The 25,266-nt window shown below is 61.7% G+C and carries 14 protein-coding genes; 7 read left to right on the forward strand and 7 right to left on the reverse strand.

Going from position 1 to position 25,266, the window contains the following annotated elements; genetic code table 11:
* Positions 1-160 precede the first annotated feature (160 nt).
* A complete protein-coding gene (locus tag G7025_RS17465; RefSeq protein ID WP_024073014.1) occupies positions 161-391 on the forward strand; it encodes a hypothetical protein in 231 nt (76 codons plus the stop codon).
* Positions 388-678, forward strand: coding sequence for a cell division protein ZapA (locus tag G7025_RS17470; protein WP_181080383.1), 291 nt, complete (start codon positions 388-390; stop codon positions 676-678). Before G7025_RS17465 ends, G7025_RS17470 begins: the two co-directional genes overlap by 4 nt.
* On the opposite strand, the gene G7025_RS17475 is transcribed toward G7025_RS17470, so the two are convergent.
* A complete protein-coding gene (locus G7025_RS17475) occupies positions 675-2,477 on the reverse strand; it encodes an acyl-CoA dehydrogenase (protein ID WP_181080384.1) in 1,803 nt (600 codons plus the stop codon). The genes G7025_RS17470 and G7025_RS17475 overlap by 4 nt on opposite strands.
* Before the next feature lie 171 nt (positions 2,478-2,648).
* Positions 2,649-6,602 carry a trifunctional transcriptional regulator/proline dehydrogenase/L-glutamate gamma-semialdehyde dehydrogenase gene (gene putA, locus G7025_RS17480; RefSeq protein ID WP_181080385.1) on the reverse strand — a complete coding sequence of 1,318 codons (3,954 nt, stop codon included), beginning with the start codon at positions 6,600-6,602 and terminating at the stop codon, positions 2,649-2,651.
* A 457-nt stretch (positions 6,603-7,059) separates the two neighbouring features.
* Here putA and putP point away from each other — a divergent pair, with 457 nt between their 5' ends.
* The 3 genes from putP to G7025_RS17495 all read left to right on the forward strand — a co-directional run bounded on the left by putP (position 7,060) and on the right by G7025_RS17495 (position 11,513).
* A complete protein-coding gene (gene putP, locus G7025_RS17485) occupies positions 7,060-8,544 on the forward strand; it encodes a sodium/proline symporter PutP (protein ID WP_181080386.1) in 1,485 nt (494 codons plus the stop codon).
* A gap of 207 nt (positions 8,545-8,751) precedes the next feature.
* Positions 8,752-10,767 carry a type VI secretion system tip protein TssI/VgrG gene (gene tssI, locus G7025_RS17490; protein ID WP_181080387.1) on the forward strand — a complete coding sequence of 672 codons (2,016 nt, stop codon included), beginning with the start codon at positions 8,752-8,754 and terminating at the stop codon, positions 10,765-10,767.
* 20 nt (positions 10,768-10,787) lie between these two features.
* Positions 10,788-11,513: a DUF4123 domain-containing protein gene (locus tag G7025_RS17495; RefSeq protein ID WP_181080388.1), complete on the forward strand. Its 726-nt coding sequence runs from the start codon at positions 10,788-10,790 to the stop codon at positions 11,511-11,513.
* On the opposite strand, the gene G7025_RS17500 is transcribed toward G7025_RS17495, so the two are convergent.
* Entirely contained in the window at positions 11,499-12,776 is a 1,278-nt protein-coding gene (locus tag G7025_RS17500; protein WP_181080389.1) for an O-acetylhomoserine aminocarboxypropyltransferase/cysteine synthase family protein, read from the reverse strand. The genes G7025_RS17495 and G7025_RS17500 overlap by 15 nt on opposite strands.
* 175 nt (positions 12,777-12,951) lie before the next feature.
* Here G7025_RS17500 and G7025_RS17505 point away from each other — a divergent pair, with 175 nt between their 5' ends.
* The gene (locus G7025_RS17505) at positions 12,952-13,788 is read left to right on the forward strand and encodes a 23S rRNA (adenine(2030)-N(6))-methyltransferase RlmJ (protein ID WP_181080390.1); all 837 of its coding nucleotides are present in this window, start codon (positions 12,952-12,954) and stop codon (positions 13,786-13,788) included.
* A gap of 97 nt (positions 13,789-13,885) precedes the next feature.
* Here the strand turns inward: G7025_RS17505 and msrA are convergent, their stop codons facing one another.
* From msrA to aceE, 4 genes are all read right to left on the reverse strand, one after another.
* The gene (gene msrA, locus G7025_RS17510; RefSeq protein WP_181080391.1) at positions 13,886-14,533 is read right to left on the reverse strand and encodes a peptide-methionine (S)-S-oxide reductase MsrA; all 648 of its coding nucleotides are present in this window, start codon (positions 14,531-14,533) and stop codon (positions 13,886-13,888) included.
* Between the two features lie 72 nt (positions 14,534-14,605).
* Positions 14,606-17,302, reverse strand: a complete 2,697-nt coding sequence (locus G7025_RS17515) for a putative bifunctional diguanylate cyclase/phosphodiesterase (protein WP_181080392.1) — start codon at positions 17,300-17,302, stop codon at positions 14,606-14,608.
* Between the two features lie 317 nt (positions 17,303-17,619).
* Positions 17,620-19,269 carry a dihydrolipoyllysine-residue acetyltransferase gene (aceF, locus tag G7025_RS17520; RefSeq protein WP_181080393.1) on the reverse strand — a complete coding sequence of 550 codons (1,650 nt, stop codon included), beginning with the start codon at positions 19,267-19,269 and terminating at the stop codon, positions 17,620-17,622.
* A gap of 11 nt (positions 19,270-19,280) precedes the next feature.
* On the reverse strand, positions 19,281-21,926 hold the full coding sequence (gene aceE / locus G7025_RS17525) for a pyruvate dehydrogenase (acetyl-transferring), homodimeric type (RefSeq protein WP_181080394.1): 2,646 nt from the start codon (positions 21,924-21,926) through the stop codon (positions 19,281-19,283).
* 383 nt (positions 21,927-22,309) lie between these two features.
* On the opposite strand from aceE, the gene glnE reads away from it, so the two are divergent.
* Complete coding sequence (gene glnE, locus G7025_RS17530) at positions 22,310-25,249, forward strand: bifunctional [glutamate--ammonia ligase]-adenylyl-L-tyrosine phosphorylase/[glutamate--ammonia-ligase] adenylyltransferase (RefSeq protein WP_181080395.1); 2,940 nt, start codon at positions 22,310-22,312, stop codon at positions 25,247-25,249.
* The last annotated feature ends 17 nt before the right edge of the window (positions 25,250-25,266 follow it).

A 25,266-nucleotide genomic window follows, 5' to 3' on the forward strand; every position in this document is an offset into this window, starting at 1 on the left:
GTTTGGCCGATTCAGGAACCAGATGGGGGAATTGCAGTCACTAAGGCTCGAAAGCGTGGCCTGCCCCTTGAAAAACCGGGCTGCGCGCCGGGATAAGCCTGGCATCCGAGGTGAATTTTCTTTATCGTCACCGCCCTTTTAAAAAGCTCGAGAAATCAAAATGTTAGAAGCATCCCTCAGCCAACTGGAACAACTGGTCAGCGACTTGGTACAGCAAAACCAGGACTTGCTGGGCAGCAATGAAGCCCTTAAGGCAGAACTCGCTCGTGCCAAGGATGAAAACGACAGCCTGCAACTGAACCTGATGGAACAGGAAGAAAAGCACGGTGCTACCGCTGCCCGTATCCAAGCGCTGGTTGAGCGCGTGAGCGCAGGTCCTGTGAGCGCATGAATGAAGGGATAAAGGTCGTTTCGATCCTCGGCGAGGATTACTCGATCAAGGCGCCGGCCGGGGAAGACACGACCCTGATGCACGCCGTGACCATGCTCAAGGCCTCCCTGGCCACCACCAAGAAGAAGTACCCGACGTTGATCGGTGACAAATTACTGGTGCTGGCGGCGCTGAATCTATGCGCCGAGCAGATCGAAATGCAGCAGGCCCATCAACAGGAACTCGACCGTTACCAAGAGCAAGTCAGCGCCACGGTCGAGGTGATTTCCAAGGCGATCCAGCCTTAGAACCACTCATCCTGCATCGCGAGGCACGTATCGTCCCGTGCCTCCAGAATCGCCAGTTCATGATGGCAGCTCGGTACTTCCCAGGTCAGGAAGTACCGGGCAGCCTGGAGCTTGCCTTTATAAAACGCAGCGTCCGCTGCATTGCCCTTGGCCAGTCCTTCCTCGGCGCGAATCGCCTGTTCCAGCCAGCGCCAGCCAATCACCGTGTGCCCGAACACCTTCAGGTACAGCGCCGAGTTCGCCAGGCTGCTGTTGACCTTGCCTTGCGCGAGGTCCGTCAACAGGCCGAGTGTGACGCTTTGCAGTCTGTTGAGCAGGTGCTCCAGCGGTTCACGCAATGCGGTGAGTGACGGGTACTGCTGGGCGCGCGCGCCGGTGTCGGCGATCAGGCGGATCAGTTGCTTGAGCCCCGCGCCGCCGTTCTGCGCCAGCTTGCGACCCAGCAAGTCCAGGGACTGGATGCCATGGGTGCCTTCATGGATCGGATTGAGGCGGTTATCACGGTAGTACTGCTCCACCGGGTATTCGCGGGTGTAGCCGTGGCCGCCGAGAATCTGGATCGCCAGCTCGTTGGCCTTGAGGCAGAACTCCGACGGCCAGGATTTAACGATGGGGGTGAGCAGGTCCAGCAATTCGTGGGCCTGCTTGCGCTCTGCCTCGCTGACCAGCGTAGTGGTGTCGTCGAACAGGCGCGCCGCATACAGGCCAAGATCGAAGGCACCTTCCACGTAGGCTTTTTGCGTCAGCAGCATGCGCTTGATGTCCGCGTGCTGGATGATCGAGACCGGTGCGGTCGTGGGGTCCTTACTGTCCGGCAAGCGGCCTTGCGGGCGTTCGCGGGCGTATTCCAGCGAGTACAGGTAACCGGCGTAGCCGAGCATCACCGCGCCCATGCCCACGCCAATACGCGCCTCGTTCATCATCTGGAACATGCAGCTCAGGCCCTGATGCGGCTTGCCTACCAGGTAGCCCACGCAGTTGCCGTTGTCACCGAAATTCAGCGCTGTGGACGTGGTGCCACGCCAGCCCATCTTGTGAAACAGCCCTGCCAGCAGCACGTCGTTGCGTGCGCCCAGGCTGCCGTCGTCGTTGACCAGGAATTTAGGCACGATAAACAGCGAAATGCCCTTCACCCCAGGCGGCGCATCCGGCAACTTGGCCAGCACCATGTGCACGATGTTTTCCGACAAGGGGTGATCACCGCCGGAAATAAAGATCTTGTTGCCTTTGAGGCGATAGGTGCCGTCATCCGCAGGTTCTGCGCGTGTACGAATATCCGACAACGACGAGCCGGCATGGGGCTCGGTCAACGCCATGGTGCCGAAGAAGCGTCCTTCGATCATCGGCTGCAGGAAGCGCTGTTTCTGCTCCTCGGTGCCGAAGCTTTCAATCAGGTTGGCCGCGCCCATGGTCAGGAACGGGTACGAGGTGGACGCCGCGTTGGCCGATTGGAAGTGCGCGAAGCAGGCTTGGGACAGCAGGGTCGGCAACTGCATGCCGCCAGCCTCGAAACTGCGCGCGGCATTGAGAAAGCCAGCCTCCAGAAACGCGTCCACGGCCGGCTTGACCTCCGGGATGAGGATGGCCTTGCCGTCTTCATAGCGCGGTTCGTTTTCGTCGTTTTTGCGGTTATGGGGCGCGAAATACTTTTCGGCGATGCTGCGTGCGGTGCTGATGGCCGCATCGAAGGTTTCACGGTTGTGCTCGGCAAACCGCTCGCGCTGGGTCAGGCCCTCGGCATCGAGGACTTCGTACAGCTCGAAAGCCAGATTGCGGGAACTGAGCAGCGTCTCGGACATGGCGGATTACCTTTGTAGGAATTGGCCTGAGTCTAAGTGCGCGAATTAAGGGTGAATAGCAAGATTGATCTAAGTGATGGAACGGCAAAACACAGATGATCATTTGCAATGCAGTCGAATGTGGGAGGGGGGGTGCCCCTCCCACATTGTCCAGCTGTATTTCTTTCAGGGTTAGCCGATGGTCATCAGGCTGGCGTTACCGCCCGCCGCAGCGGTGTTGACGCTCAATGCCCGCTCGATCACCAGGCGCTCCAACGCAATGGAGGTCTCGCCCTGGGACAACCCATGCACCCCGACAATCGCCCCGCCACGCTGTGCCACTTGCTGGCATACCGCGCGCAATTGATCGGAGTCGCCGTGGTGCAGAACGGCGTCGAACACCACGCCGTCCTTGGTCCAATCGGCTACGCGCTTGATCTTCGCCTGAATATCCTTCGGCAGGCGTGGGAACAAGGCTTTGGTCAGGTCGGTTTCCGGCCATACCGCCGAGCCACCCACCGCCAATACCGCTGCCAATTGAGTCAACAGGTCGCCTTCCACGTCTGCCAGGCACAGAACGTGCTCGCGAGGGAGGATGGCGTAGCTGTTGCGCTCACCGGTCGGGCCGGCCAGTTGGCGGGTGATACCGCTTTGCGATTGCGCGGCGAATTGAGTGCACAGGGCGCTCAGTTCGCTGAACTTATTGCTGTCTGCCCAGCTTTTCAGGGCGGTCAGCGGTTGGCTCATGGCGTCGCGCAGGCGCATGTCCGGTGCGGCCACTTTGTCGGCGCGAACGAAGGATTGCTCGATCGCATCGGTAGGACGAGTCGACAGCAAACGGTACAGGTACAGCGGACCACCGGCTTTCGGGCCGGTGCCCGACAGGCCTTCGCCGCCGAACGGCTGCACGCCGACCACGGCACCTACGATGTTGCGGTTAACGTAGACGTTACCGGCATGAACGTTGTCGATCACTTTGGCGATGGTTTCGTCGATACGCGTGTGCACGCCCAGGGTCAGGCCATAGCCGGACGCGTTGATCTGACCGATCAACTGGTCGATCTCTTTGCGCTTGTAGCGCACTACGTGCAGCACCGGGCCGAAGATCTCGCGCTGCAGTTCGTCGAAGCTTTCCAGTTCGATCAGGGTTGGCATCACGAAGGTGCCGCGCTTGATTTCTTCGCCGTCGGCAATCGCCACCTGGTACACAGTGCGGCCTTTATCGCGCATGGCCTGGATGTGTTTCTCGATGCCGGCCTTGGCTTCGGCGTCGATCACCGGGCCGATGTCCACCGACAGGCGCTCCGGGTTGCCGAGGCGACATTCGGCCATGGCGCCCTTGAGCATTTCGATGACGCGGTCCGCCGAATCTTCCTGCAGGCACAACACGCGCAGGGCCGAGCAACGCTGGCCGGCGCTGTCGAAGGCCGACGACACCACGTCGATGACCACTTGTTCGGTCAGCGCCGAGGAGTCGACGATCATCGCGTTCTGGCCGCCGGTTTCGGCGATCAACGGGATCGGACGGCCCTGGGCATCCAGGCGACCGGCCACATTGCGTTGCAGCAGGCGCGCCACTTCGGTGGAACCGGTGAACATCACGCCTTTGACGCGATCGTCACCCACCAGACGCGCGCCGACGGTTTCGCCCTGGCCCGGCAGCAGTTGCAGCACGCCTTCCGGGATACCGGCCTCCAGCAGGAGGCGCACAGCCTGGGCCGCCACCAGCGGGGTTTGCTCGGCAGGCTTGGCGAGCACCGGGTTACCGGCAGCCAGCGCTGCGGCGACCTGGCCACTGAAGATTGCCAGCGGGAAGTTCCATGGGCTGATACATACCACCGGGCCCAGCGGGCGGTGGGCGTCGTTGGTAAAGTCGTTGCGCGCCTGCACCGCGTAGTAGCGCAGGAAATCCACGGCCTCGCGCACTTCGGCGATGGCGTTGGCAAAGGTCTTGCCGGCTTCGCGGGCCAGCAGGCCCATCAGCGGCTGGATCTCGCCTTCCATCAGGTCGGCGGCGCGTTCCAGGATGGCGGCGCGCTCGGCCGGCGGGGTGGCCTGCCAGATCGGACCGGCGTTGATCGCGCATTGGATGGCGTTGTCGACGTCTTCGACGGTGGCTTCCTGTACCTGGCCGACCACATCGCGCAGGTCGGACGGGTTCAACACCGCTGTCGGCGCTTGCTCGCTGGAGGCGCAACCGAGCATCGGTGCGGCTTTCCAGTTGTTGTGGGCGGTGGCCAGCAGGGCGCAGGACAGCGATGCCAGGCGGTGTTCGTTGGCCAGGTCGATACCGGCCGAGTTGGCACGGTCGCTGCCATACAGGTCACGCGGCAGCGGAATGCGCGGGTGCGGCAGGCCGAAGCCGCCTTCCACGGTGGCCATCTGCTCGATGCTGGCCACCGGGTCGGCCACCAGCTCCTGGATCGAAATCGACTGGTCGGCGATGCGGTTGACGAACGAGGTGTTGGCGCCGTTTTCAAGCAGGCGACGCACCAGGTAAGCCAGCAGTGTTTCGTGAGTGCCGACCGGGGCGTACACGCGGCACGGACGATTCAGCTTGCCGTCGGCCACTTTGCCTACCACCTGCTCGTACAGCGGTTCGCCCATGCCGTGCAGGCACTGGAACTCGTACTGGCCGGGGTAATAGTTCTGACCGGCAATATGGTAAATGGCCGACAAGGTGTGGGCGTTGTGCGTAGCGAACTGCGGATAGATGACTTCCGGCACCGACAGCAGTTTGCGCGCGCAGGCAATGTAGGAAACGTCGGTGTATACCTTGCGCGTGTACACCGGATAGCCTTCCAGGCCTTCGACCTGGGCGCGCTTGATCTCGCTGTCCCAGTACGCGCCTTTCACCAGGCGGATCATCAGGCGATGGCGGCTGCGGCGCGCCAGGTCGATGACGTAGTCGATCACGTATGGGCAACGCTTCTGGTAAGCCTGGATTACGAAACCTATGCCGTTCCAGCCTGTCAGTTGCGGCTCGAAGCACAGGCGCTCCAGCAGATCCAGCGACAGCTCCAGGCGGTCGGCTTCTTCGGCGTCGATGTTCAGGCCGATGTCGTATTGCTTGGCCAGCAGGGTCAGGGACAGCAGGCGCGGGTACAGCTCATCCATCACGCGCTCGTATTGCGCACGGCTGTAGCGCGGGTGCAGCGCCGACAGCTTGATGGAGATACCGGGGCCTTCATAAATCCCACGGCCGTGGGAGGCTTTGCCGATGGAGTGAATAGCTTGCTCGTACGAGGCCAGGTACTTCTGGGCGTCGTGTTCGGTCAGGGCGGCTTCACCGAGCATGTCGTAGGAGTAACGGAAGCCCTTGGCTTCGAACTTGCTCGCGTTGGCCAACGCTTCGGCGATGGTTTCGCCGGTCACGAACTGCTCGCCCATCAAGCGCATGGCCATGTCGACGCCCTTGCGGATCATCGGTTCGCCGCTCTTGCCGATGATGCGGCTCAGGGATGAGGTGAGGCCGGCTTCGTTATGGGTGGCGACCAGCTTGCCAGTCAGCAACAGGCCCCAGGTGGCGGCGTTGACGAACAGCGACGGGCTGTTGCCCAGGTGCGGCTGCCAGTTGCCGGTGCTGATCTTGTCGCGGATCAGTGCGTCGCGGGTGCCCTTGTCCGGAATGCGCAGCAGCGCTTCGGCCAGGCACATCAGCGCCACGCCCTCCTGGGACGACAGGGAAAATTCCTGCAGCAGGCCCTGAACAATCCCGGCACGGCCGCCGGCACTCTTCTGATTGCGCAGTTTCTCGGCAATGGTGGCAGCCAGTTTATTGGTGGCCTCGGCCATTGGCGCCGGGAGGCGGGCCTGCTCGATCAGCATCGGCACCACTTCCGGCTCAGGGCGGCGGTAAGCGGCGGTGATCGAGGCACGCAATACGGACTGCGGCAGGATGCTTTCGGCAAACTCGAGGAAGCACTGGTGGGCGTGGTCGGTCTGGATGTCGCCTGCGTCGTCGGCGTCCTTGGTGCTCGAGCCGTTGAGTTCGGTCAGGGTTGCACCACCCTCGAGTTTCTCCAGGTAATTGAAAATCGCCTGCTTGATCAGCCAGTGCGGCGTGCGATCAATGGAGGTCGCGGCCGCCTTCAAGCGTTCGCGGGTTGGGTCGTCGAGTTTGACCCCAAGGGTGGTCGTCGCCATTTTCTTATCCTCATGGGTGCCACTACCGCGTGGCATTAGCTGGCGGCAAGATTAGCTTTGCCCATCAAGAGGTGCAACCGGGTGCAACCCTTTTTATTTGTGAAATGTGAGTGGCTTCGTCGGAAATAATTTGGCGGCTGCACAATCCGCTGTTTCTTGGTGCATTTACTTCTGAGATCGGCGCTCCTTGCTCCGAAAAGGAGCAAAAACGAGGCCTTTTCTGCAAATTGCGTCAGGGTGCAACTTATTCTCGAGAAACTGGTTGCACCTTATTTGCTTTGTTGAATAGCATTCGCGGCCAAGGTGCAACCAGCTTACGGGCTCGGTTCATCGGCTGGCGGCTTTCCTGGGGAAACGCCAGTCATAAATGCGCGGCGTGCAGGTTCGTCCAGCCCTTAAACGGGAGGCGTCTGACAGGTCGCCGCTACATAAAAACAAAGCCAGGGCGTCACTTCTTATGAGCGTTAGCAATCCAACCCTGATCACATTCGTGATCTATATCGCAGCAATGGTGCTGATCGGCTTCATGGCCTATCGCTCCACCAACAACCTTTCCGATTACATCCTGGGCGGTCGCAGCCTCGGTAGTGTGGTAACGGCTTTGTCGGCCGGCGCTTCCGATATGAGCGGCTGGTTGTTGATGGGCCTGCCGGGCGCCATCTACATGTCCGGTCTGTCGGAAAGCTGGATCGCCATCGGCCTGATCGTCGGTGCCTACCTCAACTGGCTGTTCGTGGCCGGTCGCCTGCGGGTACAGACCGAACACAACGGCGACGCCCTGACGCTGCCGGACTATTTTTCCAGCCGCTTCGAAGATAAAAGCGGCCTGCTGCGGATCATCTCCGCAGTGGTAATCCTGGTGTTCTTCACCATCTACTGCGCCTCGGGTATCGTCGCCGGCGCGCGTCTGTTCGAAAGCACCTTCGGCATGTCCTACGAGACTGCGCTGTGGGCCGGTGCGGCGGCGACCATTGCCTACACCTTCGTTGGCGGTTTCCTGGCGGTGAGCTGGACGGATACCGTACAAGCCACGCTGATGATCTTTGCGCTGATTCTCACGCCGATCATCGTGCTGCTGGCCACCGGCGGCGTCGACACCACGTTCCTGGCGATCGAAGCCAAGAACCCCGACAACTTCAACATGCTCAAGAACACCACCTTCATCGGCATCATCTCGCTGATGGGCTGGGGCCTGGGTTACTTCGGCCAGCCGCACATCCTCGCGCGCTTCATGGCGGCCGATTCGGTGAAGTCGATCGCCAACGCGCGCCGCATCTCCATGACCTGGATGATCCTGTGCCTGGGAGGCACCGTGGCCGTGGGCTTTTTCGGCATCGCCTATTTCTCGGCACACCCGGAAGTGGCCGGGCCGGTGACCGAGAACCACGAACGTGTGTTTATCGAACTGGCCAAGCTGCTGTTCAACCCATGGATCGCTGGCGTGCTGCTGTCAGCCATCCTGGCGGCGGTAATGAGCACCTTGAGCTGCCAGCTGCTGGTGTGCTCCAGCGCCCTGACCGAAGACTTCTACAAGACCTTCCTGCGCAAGAGCGCGTCCCAGGTTGAATTGGTCTGGGTCGGCCGGCTGATGGTGCTGCTGGTGGCCTTGATCGCCATCGCCATGGCCGCCAACCCGAACAACCGCGTCCTGGGCCTGGTGAGCTACGCCTGGGCCGGTTTCGGCGCCGCGTTCGGACCTGTGGTGCTGATTTCGGTAATCTGGAAAAACATGACCCGCAATGGCGCTCTGGCCGGCATCCTGGTCGGCGCGATTACCGTGATTGTGTGGAAACACTTCGCTCTGCTGGGGCTGTACGAAATCATCCCTGGCTTCATCTTTGCCAGCCTGGCGATCTACATCGTAAGCAAACTGGGCGCGCCGACTGCGGGTATGGTCGAGCGTTTTGATGCTGCGGAAAAAGACTACAACCTCAACAAGTAATTCGACGGGCGCCCAGCGTCTGATGAGTTAAACGAAAGGCCCGCGTCCTACGGATAGCGGGCCTTTTTTTGCGAATGATTTGGTGCATGCAAGCTGACGATTCGCACACTCGTGCGTAGGGCTTTACTGATTTGTGCGAGCAGTGCTCAGCAGGACTCGACACTGTTGCAGAATCGCCCCCCCCCAGCCTTCGCAGAGAAACATCGGATGTTCGCGCCTGCCAATCAAAGTGCCTTTACCCTGACCCTGGATGGGGTGCCCAGCGACCTAAAGGTCTACCGTTTCAAAGGTCGTGAAGTACTTAGCCGGCCCTATCATTTTGATTTGGAACTGGTCGGCGAGCAGCCTGACCTTGACCTGGAAGGTCTGCTGCATCGCCAGGCTTATCTGGGGTTTGATGCGCATGGGCACGGTGTGCATGGCGTGGTGGACCATGTGGCGCAGGGCGACTCCGGGCGGCGGCTGACCCGTTACAGCGTTCGTCTGGTACCTCAGTTGGCCTATCTGGCCCACAGCAGCCACCCACGCATTTTCCAGCATAAGACCGTGCCGCAGATCGTTGCCCAGGTTCTTAAAGAGCAGGGCATCCAGGCCGATCGATTCGAGTTTCGCTTAAGTGGCACCTACCCCGAACGCGAGTATTGCGTGCAGTTCGCTGAGACCGACCTGGCATTCATCCAGCGCCTGTGTGCCGAGCTGGGCATTCACTACCACTTTCGGCATTCGCCCGAAGGCCATTTGCTGGTATTTGGCGATGACCAGACCGTGTTCGCCCAGGCCGAGCACGCCACGCCCTACGCCGCAGGGTCCGGGATGGTGGCGGACACGCCGGCTATCAAGCGTTTCGCGGTGCAACTGCGCACCTGTACGACGGCTCTGAGCCTGCGCGATTACGATTGGCGCAAGCCACGCCTGACGCTGGAAAGCACGGTGTCCGACGAGCAGAATCCGCGCCTTGAAGCGCAGGGCTACCCCGGCCATTTCACCGACCGTGTAGAGGGTAAGCACCTGGCGCAGCGGGGCCTGGAGCGTCACCGCAGCGAGCATCGCTTAGCCGTCGGCAGCGGGGATGAGCCGGCGCTCGCCTGCGGACGCTTCCTCAAGCTGGCCGGGCATCCGCGCCAGGAGTGGAACGACTTGTGGCTCATGACCGACGTGACTCATGAGGGCAGCCAGCCCCAGGTACTCGAAGAGGCAGTGACCGAGGTCGCCGGTGGGGAGATGCGTCAGGGCTACTCCAACCACTTCGTCGCAGCGCCCTGGGAGGTGGTTTTTCGCCCACCCTTGCCATCGCGCAGGCCGCTGACGGGTTACCAGAACGCGGTGGTGACCGGCCCCACCGACAGTGAAATCCATTGCGACGAATACGGTCGCGTCAAAGTGCAACTGGCCTGGGACCGCCACGGCACACATGACGAGCATTCCAGTTGCTGGCTGCGGGTCGCCAGCGGCTGGACCCATGATCGCTACGGCGCGGTACTGATCCCACGGGTGGGCATGGAAGTGCTGGTGGGTTTTGTGAATGGCGACATGGACATGCCTGTGGTGGTCGGCTGCCTGGCCAACGCCGCGACGCCGTTGCCCCTCGACCTGCCGGCGGACAAGACCCGCAGCATCCTGCGCAGCCAAAGCAGCCCTGGCGGCGGCGGATACAACGAACTGCGCATCGAGGACCGCAAGGGCGCCGAGGAAATCTACCTGCGCGCCCAGCGCGATTGGACCCAGCATGTGCTGCATGACCAGCAGGTGCGGGTGGACAACCGGCGTCGAATCACCGTGGGCGGCGAGTCGCACCATGAGCTGCAGGGTGAAGAGCAGCGCATCACCCATGGCAACCGCCTGACGCAACTCAAGCAGGACGACCACCTCGTGATCGGTGGTTCGCAGCAGGTACGCGCGGAGCAGGTGATCCGAATCGGCGCCGGCCAGAGCGTCGTCATTGATGCGGGTGCCAGTGTCACGATTCAGGCCGGTGGGCAGACGATCACGGTGTCCGCCGCCGGCATCTTCAGCAGCGTGGAGATCCAGTTGGGCGGTGCTCCCGCGCCTGCTCCGGCGCCGTTGCTGCCCGGGCTGAGGGATAAAGTGCTGGCGGTGCTCCCGGCCCCGTTGAGCCGTGTGCAGATAGCCAGCCTGAAACGCAGCGCGCCGTTCTGTGAAGAGTGTGAGCGCTGCAAGAACGGGCAGTGTGATGTCGCTGATCGCCCCATCAGTCAACTTTGAACCCAAGGAACTTATCCCCAATGGAGCAACCTCTGTCACCCGGTGCCTGGCTGGCCCAATGGCCCCTGCAACCCCATGAGCAACTTTTCGCGGTGCTGGGCGGTGCCAGCGATGCCAAGCCGTTCGACGCCTGGCAAGGCATGGCCGCGGGAGCCTCGCCGCGCGCCATCTGGGCAGGCACCGCCTACGCGGACTGGACGCAGGTCATGCCTTACCTTGCACGGGTCGAGCCCGGCAGCGCGTTTCTCGATTGGGTGACGCACACCCAGGCCGAGGACTGGGGCTGGCTGGCGGTGTCATCCAGCCCGTTGGAGGTGGTACTCGCCCATCTGCAGGGCTTGACCCAAGTGAACCTGCCCGAGGGGCAGGCAGTGTTCCTGCGCTTCTGGGACGGCACGCAGGTGCTGCCGCTGCTGCAGCACCTGGGCAGTGACGCGGGGCAGGTGCTGCCGGTGTTCCAGCGTTACTTGATCAATGGGCAGCCGCTGGCCGTTGCGACGGGCCCGGTCGGCGCGGCCAAGACCAGCCCCTGGTGGCAAGTGCCTGCCACGTTGCTGGAGCATCTGGCCGAACAATCGCCGCAGACCCGGATCGACAACCTGCTGCAATGGCTTGAGGAACAGCGCCCGGACCTTTGCGCCGCCTTCACGCCCCCGACCCTGCAGCACAAGGTCGCGTATTTCGCCCGTGGGCCCGTGGTCACCTATGCGGCGCTGACGGACTATCTCGATTCAGAGGCGAGTTGAGCCCAGTGCCTGCTGCAAATCGTCGATCAGGTCTTCAATGGCTTCGATGCCGACCGACAGGCGAATCATCTCCGGCTTCACGCCAGCCTTGGCCTGCTCCTGTTCGTTCATCTGCCGATGGGTGGTGGACGCCGGATGGCAGGCCAGGGATTTGGCGTCGCCGATGTTCACCAAGCGTTTGAAGATCTGCAGTGCATCGTAGAAACGCACGCCGGCGTCATAGCCGCCCTTCAGGCCGAAAGACAGGATCGCCGATGGCCTGCCTTGCATGTATTTCTGCGCCAGTCGATGGTGCGGGTGCTCCGGCAGGCCCGCGTAGCTGACCCATTCCACGTCGGCATGCCCTTGTAGAAACTGCGCAACCTTGAGCGCGTTCTCGGTGTGGCGTTCCATGCGCAGCGCCAGGGTTTCCAAGCCTTGCAGCAACAGAAAGGCATTCATCGGCGCCAGGGCCGCACCGGTGTTGCGCAAGGGCACGGTACGCGCGCGGGCGATGAACGCGGCGGGGCCGAATTTTTCGGTGTAGACCACGCCGTGATAAGCCGGCTCGGGCCGGTTGAGGCCGGGGAATTTTTCCGGGTACTGCGTCCAGGGGAAGGTGCCACTGTCGACGATCACTCCGCCGAGCGAATTGCCATGGCCGCCGATGTATTTGGTTACCGAATGCACGACGATATCGGCGCCGAACTGAATGGGTTTGCACAGGATCGGCGTGGCGACGGTGTTGTCCACCATCAACGGCACACCTCGGGCGTGTGCCACCCTGGCCAGGGCCTCCAGATCGATGATATTGCCCGCCGGATTGCCGATGCTCTCGCAGTACACCAGCTTGGTCTGGTCATCGATCAGCTCGGCGATGGCCTCGGCGCTATCGTCCCGGGCGAACCGCACGTCCACACCAAAGCTGGGCAGCAAATGGGCGAACAAGGTATAGGTGCCGCCGTACAGTTGCGGCGTGGTGACGATATTGTCTCCGGCGCGGGTCAGGGTCTGGATCGCATAATGGATCGCCGCGCTACCGGCTGACACCGCCAGCGCCGCGATGCCGCCTTCGAGGGCGGCGATACGTTGCTCCAGGACATCGTTGGTGGGGTTCATGATGCGCGTGTAGATATTGCCGGGTACGTCCAGGTTGAACAGGTCGGCGCCGTGCTGGGCGTTGTCGAATTCGAAAGCGACGTTCTGGTAGATCGGCACGGCCACGGCCTTGGTGGTCGGGTCCGACTTGAAGCCGTGGTGCAGGGCGAGGGTGGCGTCTTTCATGATGGCAATTGACCTCCTTGGATTGGGTGCCCGCCACAATAAATCCGCGCTCAGGCGGGTATTTAGATTTTTTTCCGCCCGTCTGCTGCCTTTAGGGCATAAGCACCGCCCGGCATGCCGCCCTGCACCTTTGTCCGTGTAGAAGGTAAACTTCGCCCCCTGCGCAGGAGCAACCATGAATTATCGTCACGCCTTTCACGCCGGCAACCACGCCGATGTCTTCAAACACCTGACCTTGACCCGCCTCATCGCCCTGATGTCGCGCAAGGAACAGCCGTTCGCCTACCTCGATACCCACGCGGGCATCGGCCTGTACGACTTGCAGGGCGATCAGGCCAACCGCACCGGCGAATACCTGGAAGGCATTGCGCGACTGTGGGGCCGGACCGATTTGCCGCCGCTGACCGCCGACTACATGCGCGTGCTGCATGAGATGAACCCGGACGGCCAGTTGCGCTACTACCCCGGTTCGCCGGAACTGGCGCGTCGGCTCACGCGCCCGCAGGACCGTGTGTTGCTCAACGAGAAACATCCTGAAGACGGTGTATTGCTCAAGGACAACATGAAGGGCGATCGCCGGGTCAAGGTGCACCTGGGCGAAGGCTGGCATGTGCCGCGAGCGTTGCTGCCCGTGCCGGAAAAACGCGCCCTGATGCTGATCGACCCACCGTTTGAAAAGCTCGACGAGATGCAACGCTGCGCCGCGTCCCTCAAGGAAGCAGTCGGCCGCATGCGCCAGACCGTGGCGGCGATCTGGTACCCGGTCAAGGACCAGCGCATGTTGCGTCGCTTCTATCAGGACCTGGCCGGAACGGGGGCGCCGAAATTGTTGCGGGTGGAATTGCTGGTGCATCCGCTGGACACGCCCAACACCCTGACCGGTTCGGGCCTGGCGATTGCCAACCCGCCATGGGGCTTGGAGGAAGAACTGCGTGAGCTGTTGCCGTGGCTGTCCAAGCAACTGGGCCAGACCCAGGGCGGGTGGCAGATGGATTGGCTTATAGCTGAGTAGGTGTGAGTTGTAAGGTGCAAGCTTCAAGGTGCAAGCTGCAAGCTTCAAGCTACAAGTGAGGGCAGAAAGCACCACTTGCAGCTTGCCGCTCCGATCTTCAGATCGCGCAAACCACGCCTGTTCCGCCAATGCCGCAATAGCCCTGCGGGTTTTTCGCCAGGTATTGCTGGTGATACGCCTCGGCGAAATACACGGTCGGTGCCTGGTCGATTTCGGTGGTGATCTGCCCCAGGCCGGCCTTGTTCAGTTCGGCCTGATACGCCTCGGCACTGGCCTTTGCAGCCTCCAGTTGTTCCGGTGTGGTCGCGTAGATCACCGAACGGTATTGGCTGCCGATGTCGTTGCCCTGGCGCATGCCCTGGGTTGGGTTGTGCAATTCCCAGAACATCTTCAGCAGGTCTTCGTATTTCACCTTGGCCTGGTCATACACCACCAGCACCACTTCGCTGTGGCCGGTCAGGCCGGAACACACTTCTTCGTAGGTCGGGTTGGGCGTGAAGCCGCCCGCATAACCCACCACGGTGCTGACCACGCCGTCGCGCTGCCAGAACTTGCGTTCCGCTCCCCAGAAGCAGCCCAGGCCGAAGATCGCAAAGCCTACGTCATCGAGGAACGGGCCCAGCAGCGGGTTGCCGTTGACGAAGTGCGTCTCGGGCAGGGTCATCGGCGTTTCACGCCCAGGCAACGCTTGTTCTTGAGTAGGCAGCACGTTTTTGTTCACCAGAATTTCCGAGCGCAAGACCATGAGCAGTCCTCTCGTCAGGTTGAGTGATGGTAAAAATTCAGACAGTCAGTGTGCCCGAGTGTTACAGCGATGTCAGGCGATTGGGCCACGCGGGTAGCGTTTAAGCATGGCCGGCAGCTCTGCTCCGGGAATCGGCCGATCGAACAGGTAACCCTGGCCCACATCGCAACGGTGCCGCCGCAGGAAGGCCAGCTGTTCGGCGGTCTCGATGCCTTCGGCCACCACCTTGAGCTTGAGGTTGTGCGCCATGGCGATCACGGCGGAGGTGATTTCCATGTCGTCCTGGTTGTCCGGGATCTCATGGATAAAGCTGCGATCGATCTTGATGATATCGATGGGGAATTTTTTCAAGTAACTCAGCGATGAGTAGCCGGTGCCGAAGTCGTCCATGGCCAGGGTCAGGCCGAAGCTCTTTAACTGGTCCAATTGCAGGCGCGTGTCTTCGGTGGCTTCCAGCAGCAGGCCTTCGGTCAGCTCCAGCTCCAGCAGGTTGGCCGGCAGCTGTTCTTCCTTGAGGATCGTGGCAATCGAGGCCACCAGGTCCGGGTCGGAGAACTGCTTGGGGGACAAGTTGATCGCCACCTGCAGGTTGCCCAGGCCGGCGGCGCTCAGTTGCCGGCTCATGCGGCACGCCTGGCGGGCAATCCATTTGCCGATGGGGATGATCAAGCCAGTCTCTTCGGCCACGCTGATGAACTGGTCGGGGCGGATCATGCCCTTTTCCGGATGGTTCCAGCGCAGCAGCGCCTCCATGCCGAGCAGGCGGCCGCTGCGCAGGCATAGCTTGGGCTGGTAGAACACGTCCAGCTCGTTCTGCGTCAGGGCGCGGCGCAGGTTGTTCTCTACAAACAGCTTGTAGCTGGCTTCGGCATTGAGGGCTTCGGTGAAGACCTGGACCTGATGCTTGCCGTTGGCCTTGGCTTTATGCAGTGCCAGGCCGGCGTTACGCATGAGGGTTTGCGGGTCGCGGCCATGCAGCGGCGCGCAGGCCAGGCCCACGGAGCCGGTGACGCTGATCAACTGGTTGTCGACGAACATCGGTTTGTCGAGGGTCGCCAGCAATTGGCTGGCCACTTGCTGACCGGTTTCCAGATCGGTTTCATCCAGCAGCACCGCGAACTCGTTACTGGCAAAGCGCGCCAGGCTGCCACTGCTGCTTAAGCTGTTGCGCAGGCGTCGGGCCAGGCTGATCAGCAACTTGTCGCCGGTCTGATGGCCGAGGCTGTCATTGATGCGCTTGAAGTTATCGATATCCACCAGCAGCAGGCTGATCGGGCTGTCGCTGTCGCGGGCAAAGCGTTCATCGAGGTTGCGGATGAACGCCGGGCGGTTGCCCAGATTGGTCAGGTTGTCGGTGTAGGCCAGACGCTCGATGCGCTGCTGGGCCAGCTTGGTCTGGGTGATGTCTTCGTAGATGCCGATGTAGTGGGTCAGCTCACGGTTGTCGCCATAGACCTTGGAAATCGACAACTGCCCCCAGTAGGGTTCCAGGTTCTTGCGGCGGCTTTTGAACTCGCCCTGCCAGCTGTTGCTCTTGGCCAGGCTCGACGGCGCGTCGAACAGCAACTCACTGAGGTTCTCCAGCGCCGGCAACTGCGCCAGGCGATGGCCGTGGACCTCTTCTGCGCTGTACTGGGTGATCGCGGTGAAGCTGGGGTTGACGTACTCCACCACGCCGTCGCAGTTGACCAGCAGAAAGGCGTTGGCGCTTTGCTCTACGGCCCGCTGGAACAGGTGCAGGGCGCTCGTGGCGGTGCGACGGTTATGGTTGTTGATGACTTGTGCAAACTGATCCGCCAGCTCCCCGGCAAAGGCAATTTCATCGGCCTGCCACGCGCGCGAACCGCCGCTCTGTTCCAGGCACAGCACGCCGACCACCTGCCCGTCGACGCGGATGCTGGCGTCGAGCATGGCGTGCACATCGTTGGCTCGCAGGCTCTCGGCCATTTCGCGAGTGCGTGGGTCGCGCATCGCGTTGGTGGCATCGATGGCTCGGCTGGTGTGCAAGGCTTCCAGATAATCCGGGAAACAACTGGCGTCGATGGGATCAGGCAAATGGTGCTGTTGATCGGCGCGATGGTAGGCGGAAATCGGCACCAGGCGCTGGCCTTCAAGGTTCCAGATACTGGCGCAATCGAGCTGGTAGATTTCGCAGGCGCTGCGGGTGATCAGCTCGGCGGCTTCCTGCAGCGAATTGTTGGCGGTGTAACGCTGGCGGGCCAGCAGCAGGATCAGCTCCTGCTGGGCGCGCACCCGTTCCAGGTGCTGCAATTGTTCCTGCTGGGCCCGTTGGTTGAGTTCCAGGGCGATCTGCAGACGACTGTTCTGACTCTCCAAATCTTCTGAGGAGGGAAGGGGCAAAGGCACCTCGCTGAACAGGCCGTCGACTACCATCAGGTAACCGCGCAGCAAGTGACGATTGTGTTGTTTGTAGGCTTCGCCCATTTCCAGCAGGCTCAGCGGGCCATCGTTGGTGTGCAGGGTGTAACGCACCAGATAGTGCGGGCTCTGGGTCAGTTGCTGCTGGATGGCGTCGTGCAACTGATAGCGGGCCTGGGGTTCCATCAGGCTGGCGTAGGGCGTGCCGATTAGGGCGCACAGTTCAACCGCCGGCAGGCCGAATTGGCGCTCGCAGTTGGGATCGAGGTAGAGCAGAGCCCAGCTTGCCTCATTAAGCCGCTCGAAACGCAGCATACCGAGGCGCGAAGGCACCGGTAACTGCGTCACTACCTCGGCCGCCGTACGGGCGACATCGGGTTGGCTTTTCATGGGGGAAACTCACTTGAAATAACGCGCACGGCGCCGGGCTCACGCCCTCTTTTCTGTTGCCTGCGGCAAGGTTGCATCATGCGGCGCGGGCTGACAAGAGAGGATGAAGGCTAAGTGCTATATGTGTGTTATCGGCCGCTTGGGGGATTTCTACAGTCGCAGTGACAGAAGGTGTACAAACCTGTTCTCTCTGTCCAGTTTTTGCGATGCAGCACGCAAAAAAAGCCCCGCCAAGTGGCGGGGTTGAGGTACGAGCGTGGCGCTCGGAAATCGGTGCAACCGGGCCTTCCGGGTTAAGAAGGAAGGCCCGTCGCGGCTTACAGCAGGATGGTGCGGATGTCGTTCAGCAATTGGCTCAGACGCTGGGTGAAACGTGCAGCGGCGGCGCCGTTGATCACACGGTGATCGTAGGACAGCGACAGTGGCAGCATCAGCTTCGGCTGGAACGCCTTACCGTCCCAGACCGGCTGGATTGTCGCCTTGGACACACCCAGGATCGCCACTTCCGGCGCGTTGACGATTGGCGTGAAGCCGGTACCGCCAATGTGGCCGAGGCTGGAGATGGTGAAGCAGGCGCCCTGCATATCGTCCGGGGTGAGCTTCTTGTCACGGGCCTTGGCCGCCAGTGCGGCAGCTTCAGCGGCGAGCTGCAGCAGGCTCTTCTGGTCGACGTTCTTGATGACCGGCACCAGCAGGCCATCCGGGGTGTCGACCGCAAAGCCGATATGCACGTACTTCTTGCGAATGATCGCCTTGCCGCTCGGCGCCAGCGAACTGTTGAAGTCCGGCAGTTCCTTGAGCAGGTGCGCGCAGGCCTTGAGCAGCAGTGGCAGGACGGTCAGCTTGACGCCGGCCTTTTCGGCCACGGCTTTCTGCGCAACGCGGAATGCTTCCAGGTCGGTGATGTCGGCCTGGTCGAACTGCGTCACGTGGGGGATGTTCAGCCAGCTGGCGTGCAGACCTGCCGCGCCGATTTGCATCAGGCGGGTCATCGGCACTTCTTCGATTTCGCCGAAGCGGCTGAAGTCCACGGTGCGGATCGGCGGAATGCCCGAGCCACCGGTGGTAGCGCCGCCGGCAGCCGGCGCTTCCTTGGCCTTTTGCATCATGGCTTTGACGTAAACCTGCACGTCTTCCTTCAGCACACGACCGTGAGGGCCGGTGGCGGCGACGGCGCTGAGCTCGACGCCGAATTCACGGGCCAGCTGACGCACGGCCGGGCCGGCGTGAACCTTGGCACCGCTCGGCGCAGGCGCGGCAGCAGCTGGGGCCGGTGCGGCCTCGGCTTTTGCGGCGGGTGCGGGCGCGGCAGCCGGAGCCTGGGCGGCTTCAGCTTTGGCCGCCGGAGCGGCGGCCGGTGCTGGAGCAGCGGCAGGCGCGGCGCCTTGTACTTTGAGCTTGAGGATGAAGTCACCGGTGCCGACTTCGTCTTCCAGCTTGACCGCAATGCTTTCCACCACGCCGGCAGCCGGCGATGGAATCTCCATGGAGGCCTTGTCGGACTCCAGGGTGATCAGCGACTGGTCGGCTTCGACCGTATCGCCAACCTTGACCAGCAGCTCGATGATCTTGGCTTTGCCCGACGAGCCGATGTCCGGAACGTGAATGTCCTGAACGGTAGCGGCAGCCGGTGCAGCGGCCGGGGCCGCTGGGGCCTCGGCGGCAGCGGCAGGCTTTTCAGCCGGCGCGGGAGCGGCTGCAGGAGCGGCCGCCGCAGGCGCCGCATCGGCGGCACCTTCGATTTCCAGTTCGAGCAGTTCGTCGCCTTCTTTCAGGCGGTCGCCCAGCTTGACCTTCAGGCTCTTGACCACGCCGGCCTTGGGAGCAGGAATTTCCATGCTCGCCTTGTCCGATTCCAGGGTCAGGATGCTCTGGTCGGCTTCGACGGTGTCGCCGACCTTCACAAACAGCTCGATTACTTCACCTTCACCGCTGCCGATGTCAGGTACGCGAATGAGTTCGCTCACAAAAAGTCTCCTCAGCAGTCCAGTGGGTTGCGTTTTTCCGGGTTGATACCGAACTTGACGATGGCGTCAGCCACCACCTTGGGTTCGATCTCACCACGGTCAGCCAAGGCTTCCAGGGCTGCCAACACCACGAAGTGACGGTCGACTTCGAAGAAGTGACGCAGCTTCTTGCGGCTGTCACTGCGGCCGAAACCGTCGGTGCCCAGGACTTTGAACTCCTTGGACGGGACCCACTGGCGAATTTGTTCGGCAAACAGCTTCATGTAGTCGGTGGAGGCGATGACCGGGCCCTTGCGGCCGGCCAGGCATTCTTCGACGTAGCTGGTTGCTGGTTTCTGGCCAGGATGCAGACGGTTGCTGCGCTCTACGGCCAGGCCGTCGCGACGCAGTTCGTTGAAGCTGGTCACGCTCCACACGTCGGCGCCGACGTTGAACTCGTCACGCAGGATCTTCGCCGCTTCACGCACTTCGCGCAGGATGGTGCCGGAGCCCATCAGTTGAACGTGGTGCGCCGCTTCCTTGGTGTCTTCTTCGAGCAGGTACATGCCCTTGATGATGCCTTCCTCGACACCGGCCGGCATGGCTGGCTGCTGGTAGGACTCGTTCATCACGGTGATGTAGTAGAAAACGTCCTGCTGTTCTTCGGTCATTTTCTTCATGCCGTCCTGGATGATCACCGCCAGCTCGTAGCCGTAGGTTGGATCAAAGGTGCGGCAGTTCGGGATGGTGGCAGCCAGGATATGACTGTGACCGTCTTCGTGTTGCAGGCCTTCGCCGTTCAGCGTGGTACGGCCGGCGGTGCCGCCGATCAGGAAGCCACGGGTACGGCTGTCGCCCGCCGCCCAGGCCAGGTCGCCGATGCGCTGGAAACCGAACATCGAGTAGAAGATGTAGAACGGCAGCATCGGCTGGTTGTGGCTGGAGTACGAAGTACCGGCGGCGATGAAGGAGCTCATGGCGCCCGCTTCGTTGATGCCTTCTTCGAGGATCTGGCCCTTCTTGTCTTCCTTGTAGAACATCACCTGGTCTTTATCGACTGGCTCGTAGAGCTGGCCGACGGAGGAGTAGATGCCCAACTGACGGAACATGCCTTCCATACCGAAGGTACGGGCTTCGTCCGGAATGATCGGAACGATGCGCGGGCCGATGTCCTTGTCCTTGACCAACTGCGCGAGAATCCGCACGAAGGCCATGGTGGTGGAGATTTCACGGTCGCCCGAGCCGTCAAGGATAGCCTTGAGGGTGCTGAGGTCCGGCGTCGGCACGCTGAAGCTGTTGGCGCGGCGCTGTGGCACGAAACCGCCCAGCGCGGAGCGACGCTCGGCCAGGTAACGGGCTTCGGCGCTGTTCGGCTCCGGCTTGAAGAACGGCAGGTTCTCCAGCTCTTCGTCCTTGACCGGGATGTCGAAGCGGTCGCGGAACAACTTCAGGCTGTCGACATCGACTTTCTTGGTGTTGTGCGCGGTGTTCTTCGCTTCGCCGGCACCGGTGCCATAACCCTTGATGGTCTTGGCCAGGATGACGGTCGGCTGTTCTTTGTGGTTGACCGCTTCGTGGTACGCCGCATAGACCTTGTACGGGTCGTGGCCGCCACGGTTGAGCTTCCAGATCTCGTCGTCGGACAGGTCGGCAACCATCGCCTTGAGTTCAGGCGTGTTGAAGAAGTGTTCACGTACGAATGCGCCGTCTTTGGCTTTGTAGTTCTGGTACTCGCCGTCGATGACTTCGTCCATGCGGCGTTGCAGGATGCCGTCGACGTCCTTGGCCAGCAGCGGGTCCCAGAAACGGCCCCAGATGACTTTGGTCACGTTCCAGTGAGCACCGCGGAACACGCCTTCGAGTTCCTGGATGATCTTGCCGTTGCCGCGAACCGGGCCGTCGAGGCGCTGCAGGTTGCAGTTGATGACGAAGATCAGGTTGTCCAGTTTTTCGCGGCCGGCCAGGGAGATGGCGCCCAGGGATTCCGGCTCGTCGCACTCGCCGTCGCCCAGGAAGCACCAGACCTTTTGCTTGCCTTCAGGGATGAAGCCACGGGCTTCCAGGTACTTCATGAAACGTGCCTGGTAGATCGCCTGGATCGGGCCAAGGCCCATGGATACGGTCGGGAACTGCCAGAAATCAGGCATCAGCCAAGGGTGCGGGTAGGACGACAGGCCCTGACCGTCGACTTCCTGGCGGAAGTTGTTCATCTGTTCTTCGCTGATGCGGCCTTCCATGAACGCACGGGCGTAAACGCCTGGAGACGTGTGGCCCTGGAAGTAGATCAGGTCGCCGCCGTGTTCGTCGGTCGGGGCCTGGAAGAAGTAGTTGAAGCCGATGTCATACAGGGTTGCGCTGGAAGCGAAGCTGGAGATGTGACCGCCCAGGTCCGAATCTTTCAAGTTCGTGCGCATTACCATCGCCATGGCGTTCCAGCGTACCAGCGAGCGAATGCGGCGTTCCATGAACAGGTCGCCAGGCATGCGTGCTTCGTGGGTAACGGGGATGGTGTTGCGGTATGGCGTGGTGATGGCGTAGGGCAGTTGCGAGCCGCTGCGGGTCGCGAGTTCGCCCATACGGGTCATCAGGTAGTGAGCACGGTCTTCGCCTTCTTTGTCGAGAACCGATTCCAGGGCGTCCAGCCATTCCTGGGTTTCGACGGGATCGAGGTCTTGCATGGCTTGCTCCAGGGCGGAAAGGCTACCAGAATCGGTTGCCTGAAGTTTGCGACTGGCCTTGTGGGCAGACGACATAAATTCTTGGATGGCCGAAGGTTGCTTCGGCGTCCTGTAGTTTTACTACAAATCGTCGGCCATTTCAGCCTTTCGAATGTATATACGAGTAGTAAAACTACACAAGACTGAGCGTATGACTCGGTCTGGCTGGTGAGCATAATCGTTATTGTTGATCTTTTGCGAACAAGAAAAGGTAGAAGTTTAATGTTGCCTGCCAAAATTAAAGAATTTTCAGCTATTTCTAACTTTTGTTCGACAGTCCTTCATTTGGCGCGGTGCTCGCGCTTGTCGCTACAAGCCTTCCACGCGCCGATCAAGGATAGACCATGAGCCTTCCAACGCTGGCCGAATTGCCGGCCATTCTGCTTCCGGCTGCCCAGCGGGCCGAGCAGTCATTTCGTGACGCCGTGGCCGCGCTGGATGCCGATCATGGCCTTTCCGGGTGGGCGCCGCAACGCTGGGCCGACTTCGCCCGGGTGTGCGCCGCCAGTGATTTCGTCATTGAACAGAGCATTCGTGACCCTTTGATGTTGCTCGAACTGGCCGCCTGGGGCGAGCTGGATCGCGGCTTTGCGCCTGGTGAGTTGTGCGGGCAGATCGCGGCAGCGGTGCAACAAGCCGAAACAGAAGATGAGTTGGGCCGGGTCCTGCGTCGTCAGCGTACGCGCCAGCAGGTGCGCATTATCTGGCGCGATCTGACCCGTCAGGCCGACCTGGTGCAAACCTGTCGCGATTTGTCCGACATGGCCGACGCCAGCATCGACCAGGCCTACCAATGGCTCTACCAGCGCCACTGCGCACAATTCGGCACGCCCACCGGGCGGCGCAGCGGCGAGGCCCAGCACATGGTGATCCTTGGCATGGGCAAGCTCGGCGCGGTGGAGCTGAACCTGTCATCGGACATCGACCTGATCTTCGCTTATCCGGAGGGCGGCGAAACAGTGGGCGTGAAGCGCGCCCTGGATAACCAGGAATTCTTCATTCGTCTTGGTCAAAAACTGATCAAGGCCCTCGATCCGATGACCGTCGACGGATTCGTATTCCGCGTCGATATGCGTTTGCGCCCCTACGGTTCGGCCGGGGCGCTGGTGCTCAGTTTCAATGCGCTGGAGCAGTACTACCAGGATCAGGGACGCGACTGGGAACGCTACGCCATGATCAAGGCGCGGGTGGTGGCCGGCGATCAGGTGGCGGGCGCGCAATTGCTCGATATGCTGCGGCCGTTCGTCTACCGACGTTACCTGGATTTTTCCGCCATCGAAGCGCTGCGCACCATGAAGCAGCTGATCCAGCAGGAAGTGCGGCGCAAAGGTATGGCCGACAATATCAAGCTGGGCTCGGGCGGCATTCGTGAAGTGGAATTCATCGCCCAGGCGTTCCAGTTGATCCATGGTGGCCGCGACCTGAGCCTGCAGCAGCGGCCGTTGCTCAAGGTGCTGGGCACGCTGGAAGGCCAGGGCTACCTGCCGCCGGCGGTGATCGCCGAGTTGCGCAACGGTTATGAATTTCTGCGTTACACCGAACACGCGATCCAGGCGATTGCCGACCGGCAGACCCAAATGCTCCCGGACAGCCCGCAGGACCAGGCCCGTATTGCCTTTATGCTCGGCTTCCCCGATTGGGCGGCGTTTCATGAGCGCCTGATGTACTGGCGAGGTCGGGTCGACTGGCATTTCCGCCAAGTGATTGCCGATCCGGACGAAGAAGATGGCGAAGAAAGCGAGCTGGTCGTAGGCGGGGAATGGTTGCCGCTGTGGGAAGAGTCACAAGATGACGACGCGGCCTGCCGTCAGTTGGCCGACGGCGGCTTCACCGACGCGCCCAAGGCGCTCAAGGCCCTGGCCAGCCTGCGCGGCAGCCCGCAACTGCGCGCCATGCAGCGCCTGGGGCGCGAGCGCCTGGATGCATTTATCCCGCGCCTGCTGGCGCAGGCCGTTGAACACGCCAATCCGGACCTGGTGCTGGAGCGCGTGTTGCCGCTGGTTGAAGCGGTTGCGCGGCGTTCGGCCTACCTGGTGCTGCTTACGGAAAACCCCGACGCCTTGCGTCGCCTGTTGACCCTGTGCGCTGCCAGCCCGTGGATCGCCGAGCAGATCACGCGTTTCCCGTTGTTGCTCGACGAATTGCTCAACGAAGGTCGGCTGTTCAAGCCGCCGTTGGCGCCGGAACTGGCCGCCGAGCTGCGCGAACGCCTTACACGTATCCCCGAAGACGACCTTGAGCAACAGATGGAGGCCCTGCGCCACTTCAAGCTGGCGCACCGCCTGCGCGTGGCGGCTTCGGAAATTGCCGGCAGCCTGCCCTTGATGAAAGTCAGCGACTACCTGACCTGGCTCGCCGAGGCGATCCTGGAGCAAGTACTGGCCCTGGCCTGGCGCCAGACCGTGGCGCGGCACGGTTCGCCGCAGCGGCTGGATGGCACCTTGTGCGATCCTGGGTTCATCATTGTCGGTTATGGAAAAGTCGGCGGCATCGAACTGGGGCATGGTTCGGACCTGGACCTGGTGTTCATCCATGACGGCGACCCGCATGCCGAAACCGATGGCGCCAAGCCGATTGACGGTGCGCAGTTCTTTACGCGCCTGGGCCAGCGCATCATTCATTTGCTGACCACCCAGACCAACTCCGGCCAATTGTATGAAGTGGACATGCGCCTGCGCCCGTCCGGCGCATCCGGGCTTTTGGTGAGTTCGTTGGGCGCGTTCGATCGCTATCAACACAATGAAGCCTGGACCTGGGAACATCAGGCGTTGGTCCGCGCCCGCGTGCTGGTGGGCAGCCAGGACGTCGGCCAGGCCTTCGAGCAGGTGCGGGCCAGGGTGCTGGGGCGCGAACGTGATCTGGCGAAGCTGCGCCAGGAGGTCAGCGAGATGCGCGCCAAGATGCGTGACAACCTGGGCACCAAGAGCACCGCGGCCGGCACGGGCGCCAATGCGTTCGAAGCCACGGCGCTGTTCGACCTCAAGCAGGACGCCGGAGGTATCGTCGATATTGAATTTATGGTGCAATACGCGGCTTTGGCATGGTCTGCGCAACATCCATCGTTGCTGCGCTACACCGACAATATCCGCATTCTGGAAGGCCTGGAGCAGGTGGGGTTGATGCCCGCCGCCGATGCCCACCTGCTGCGCGAGGTCTATAAGGCCTACCGTTCCGCCGCGCATCGCCAGGCCTTGCAGAACGAGGCCGGTACGGTGGCCGGCGATCAGTTCGTCGATGAACGGCGCCAGGTGATGCGGATCTGGCAGGAGCTGGGTCTGAGCTGAACACATTATTAGGGCGG

The organism is Pseudomonas lurida (genome assembly GCF_013522705.1).
In the GTDB taxonomy this organism is placed as follows: Bacteria; Pseudomonadota; Gammaproteobacteria; order Pseudomonadales; family Pseudomonadaceae; genus Aquipseudomonas; species Aquipseudomonas quebecensis.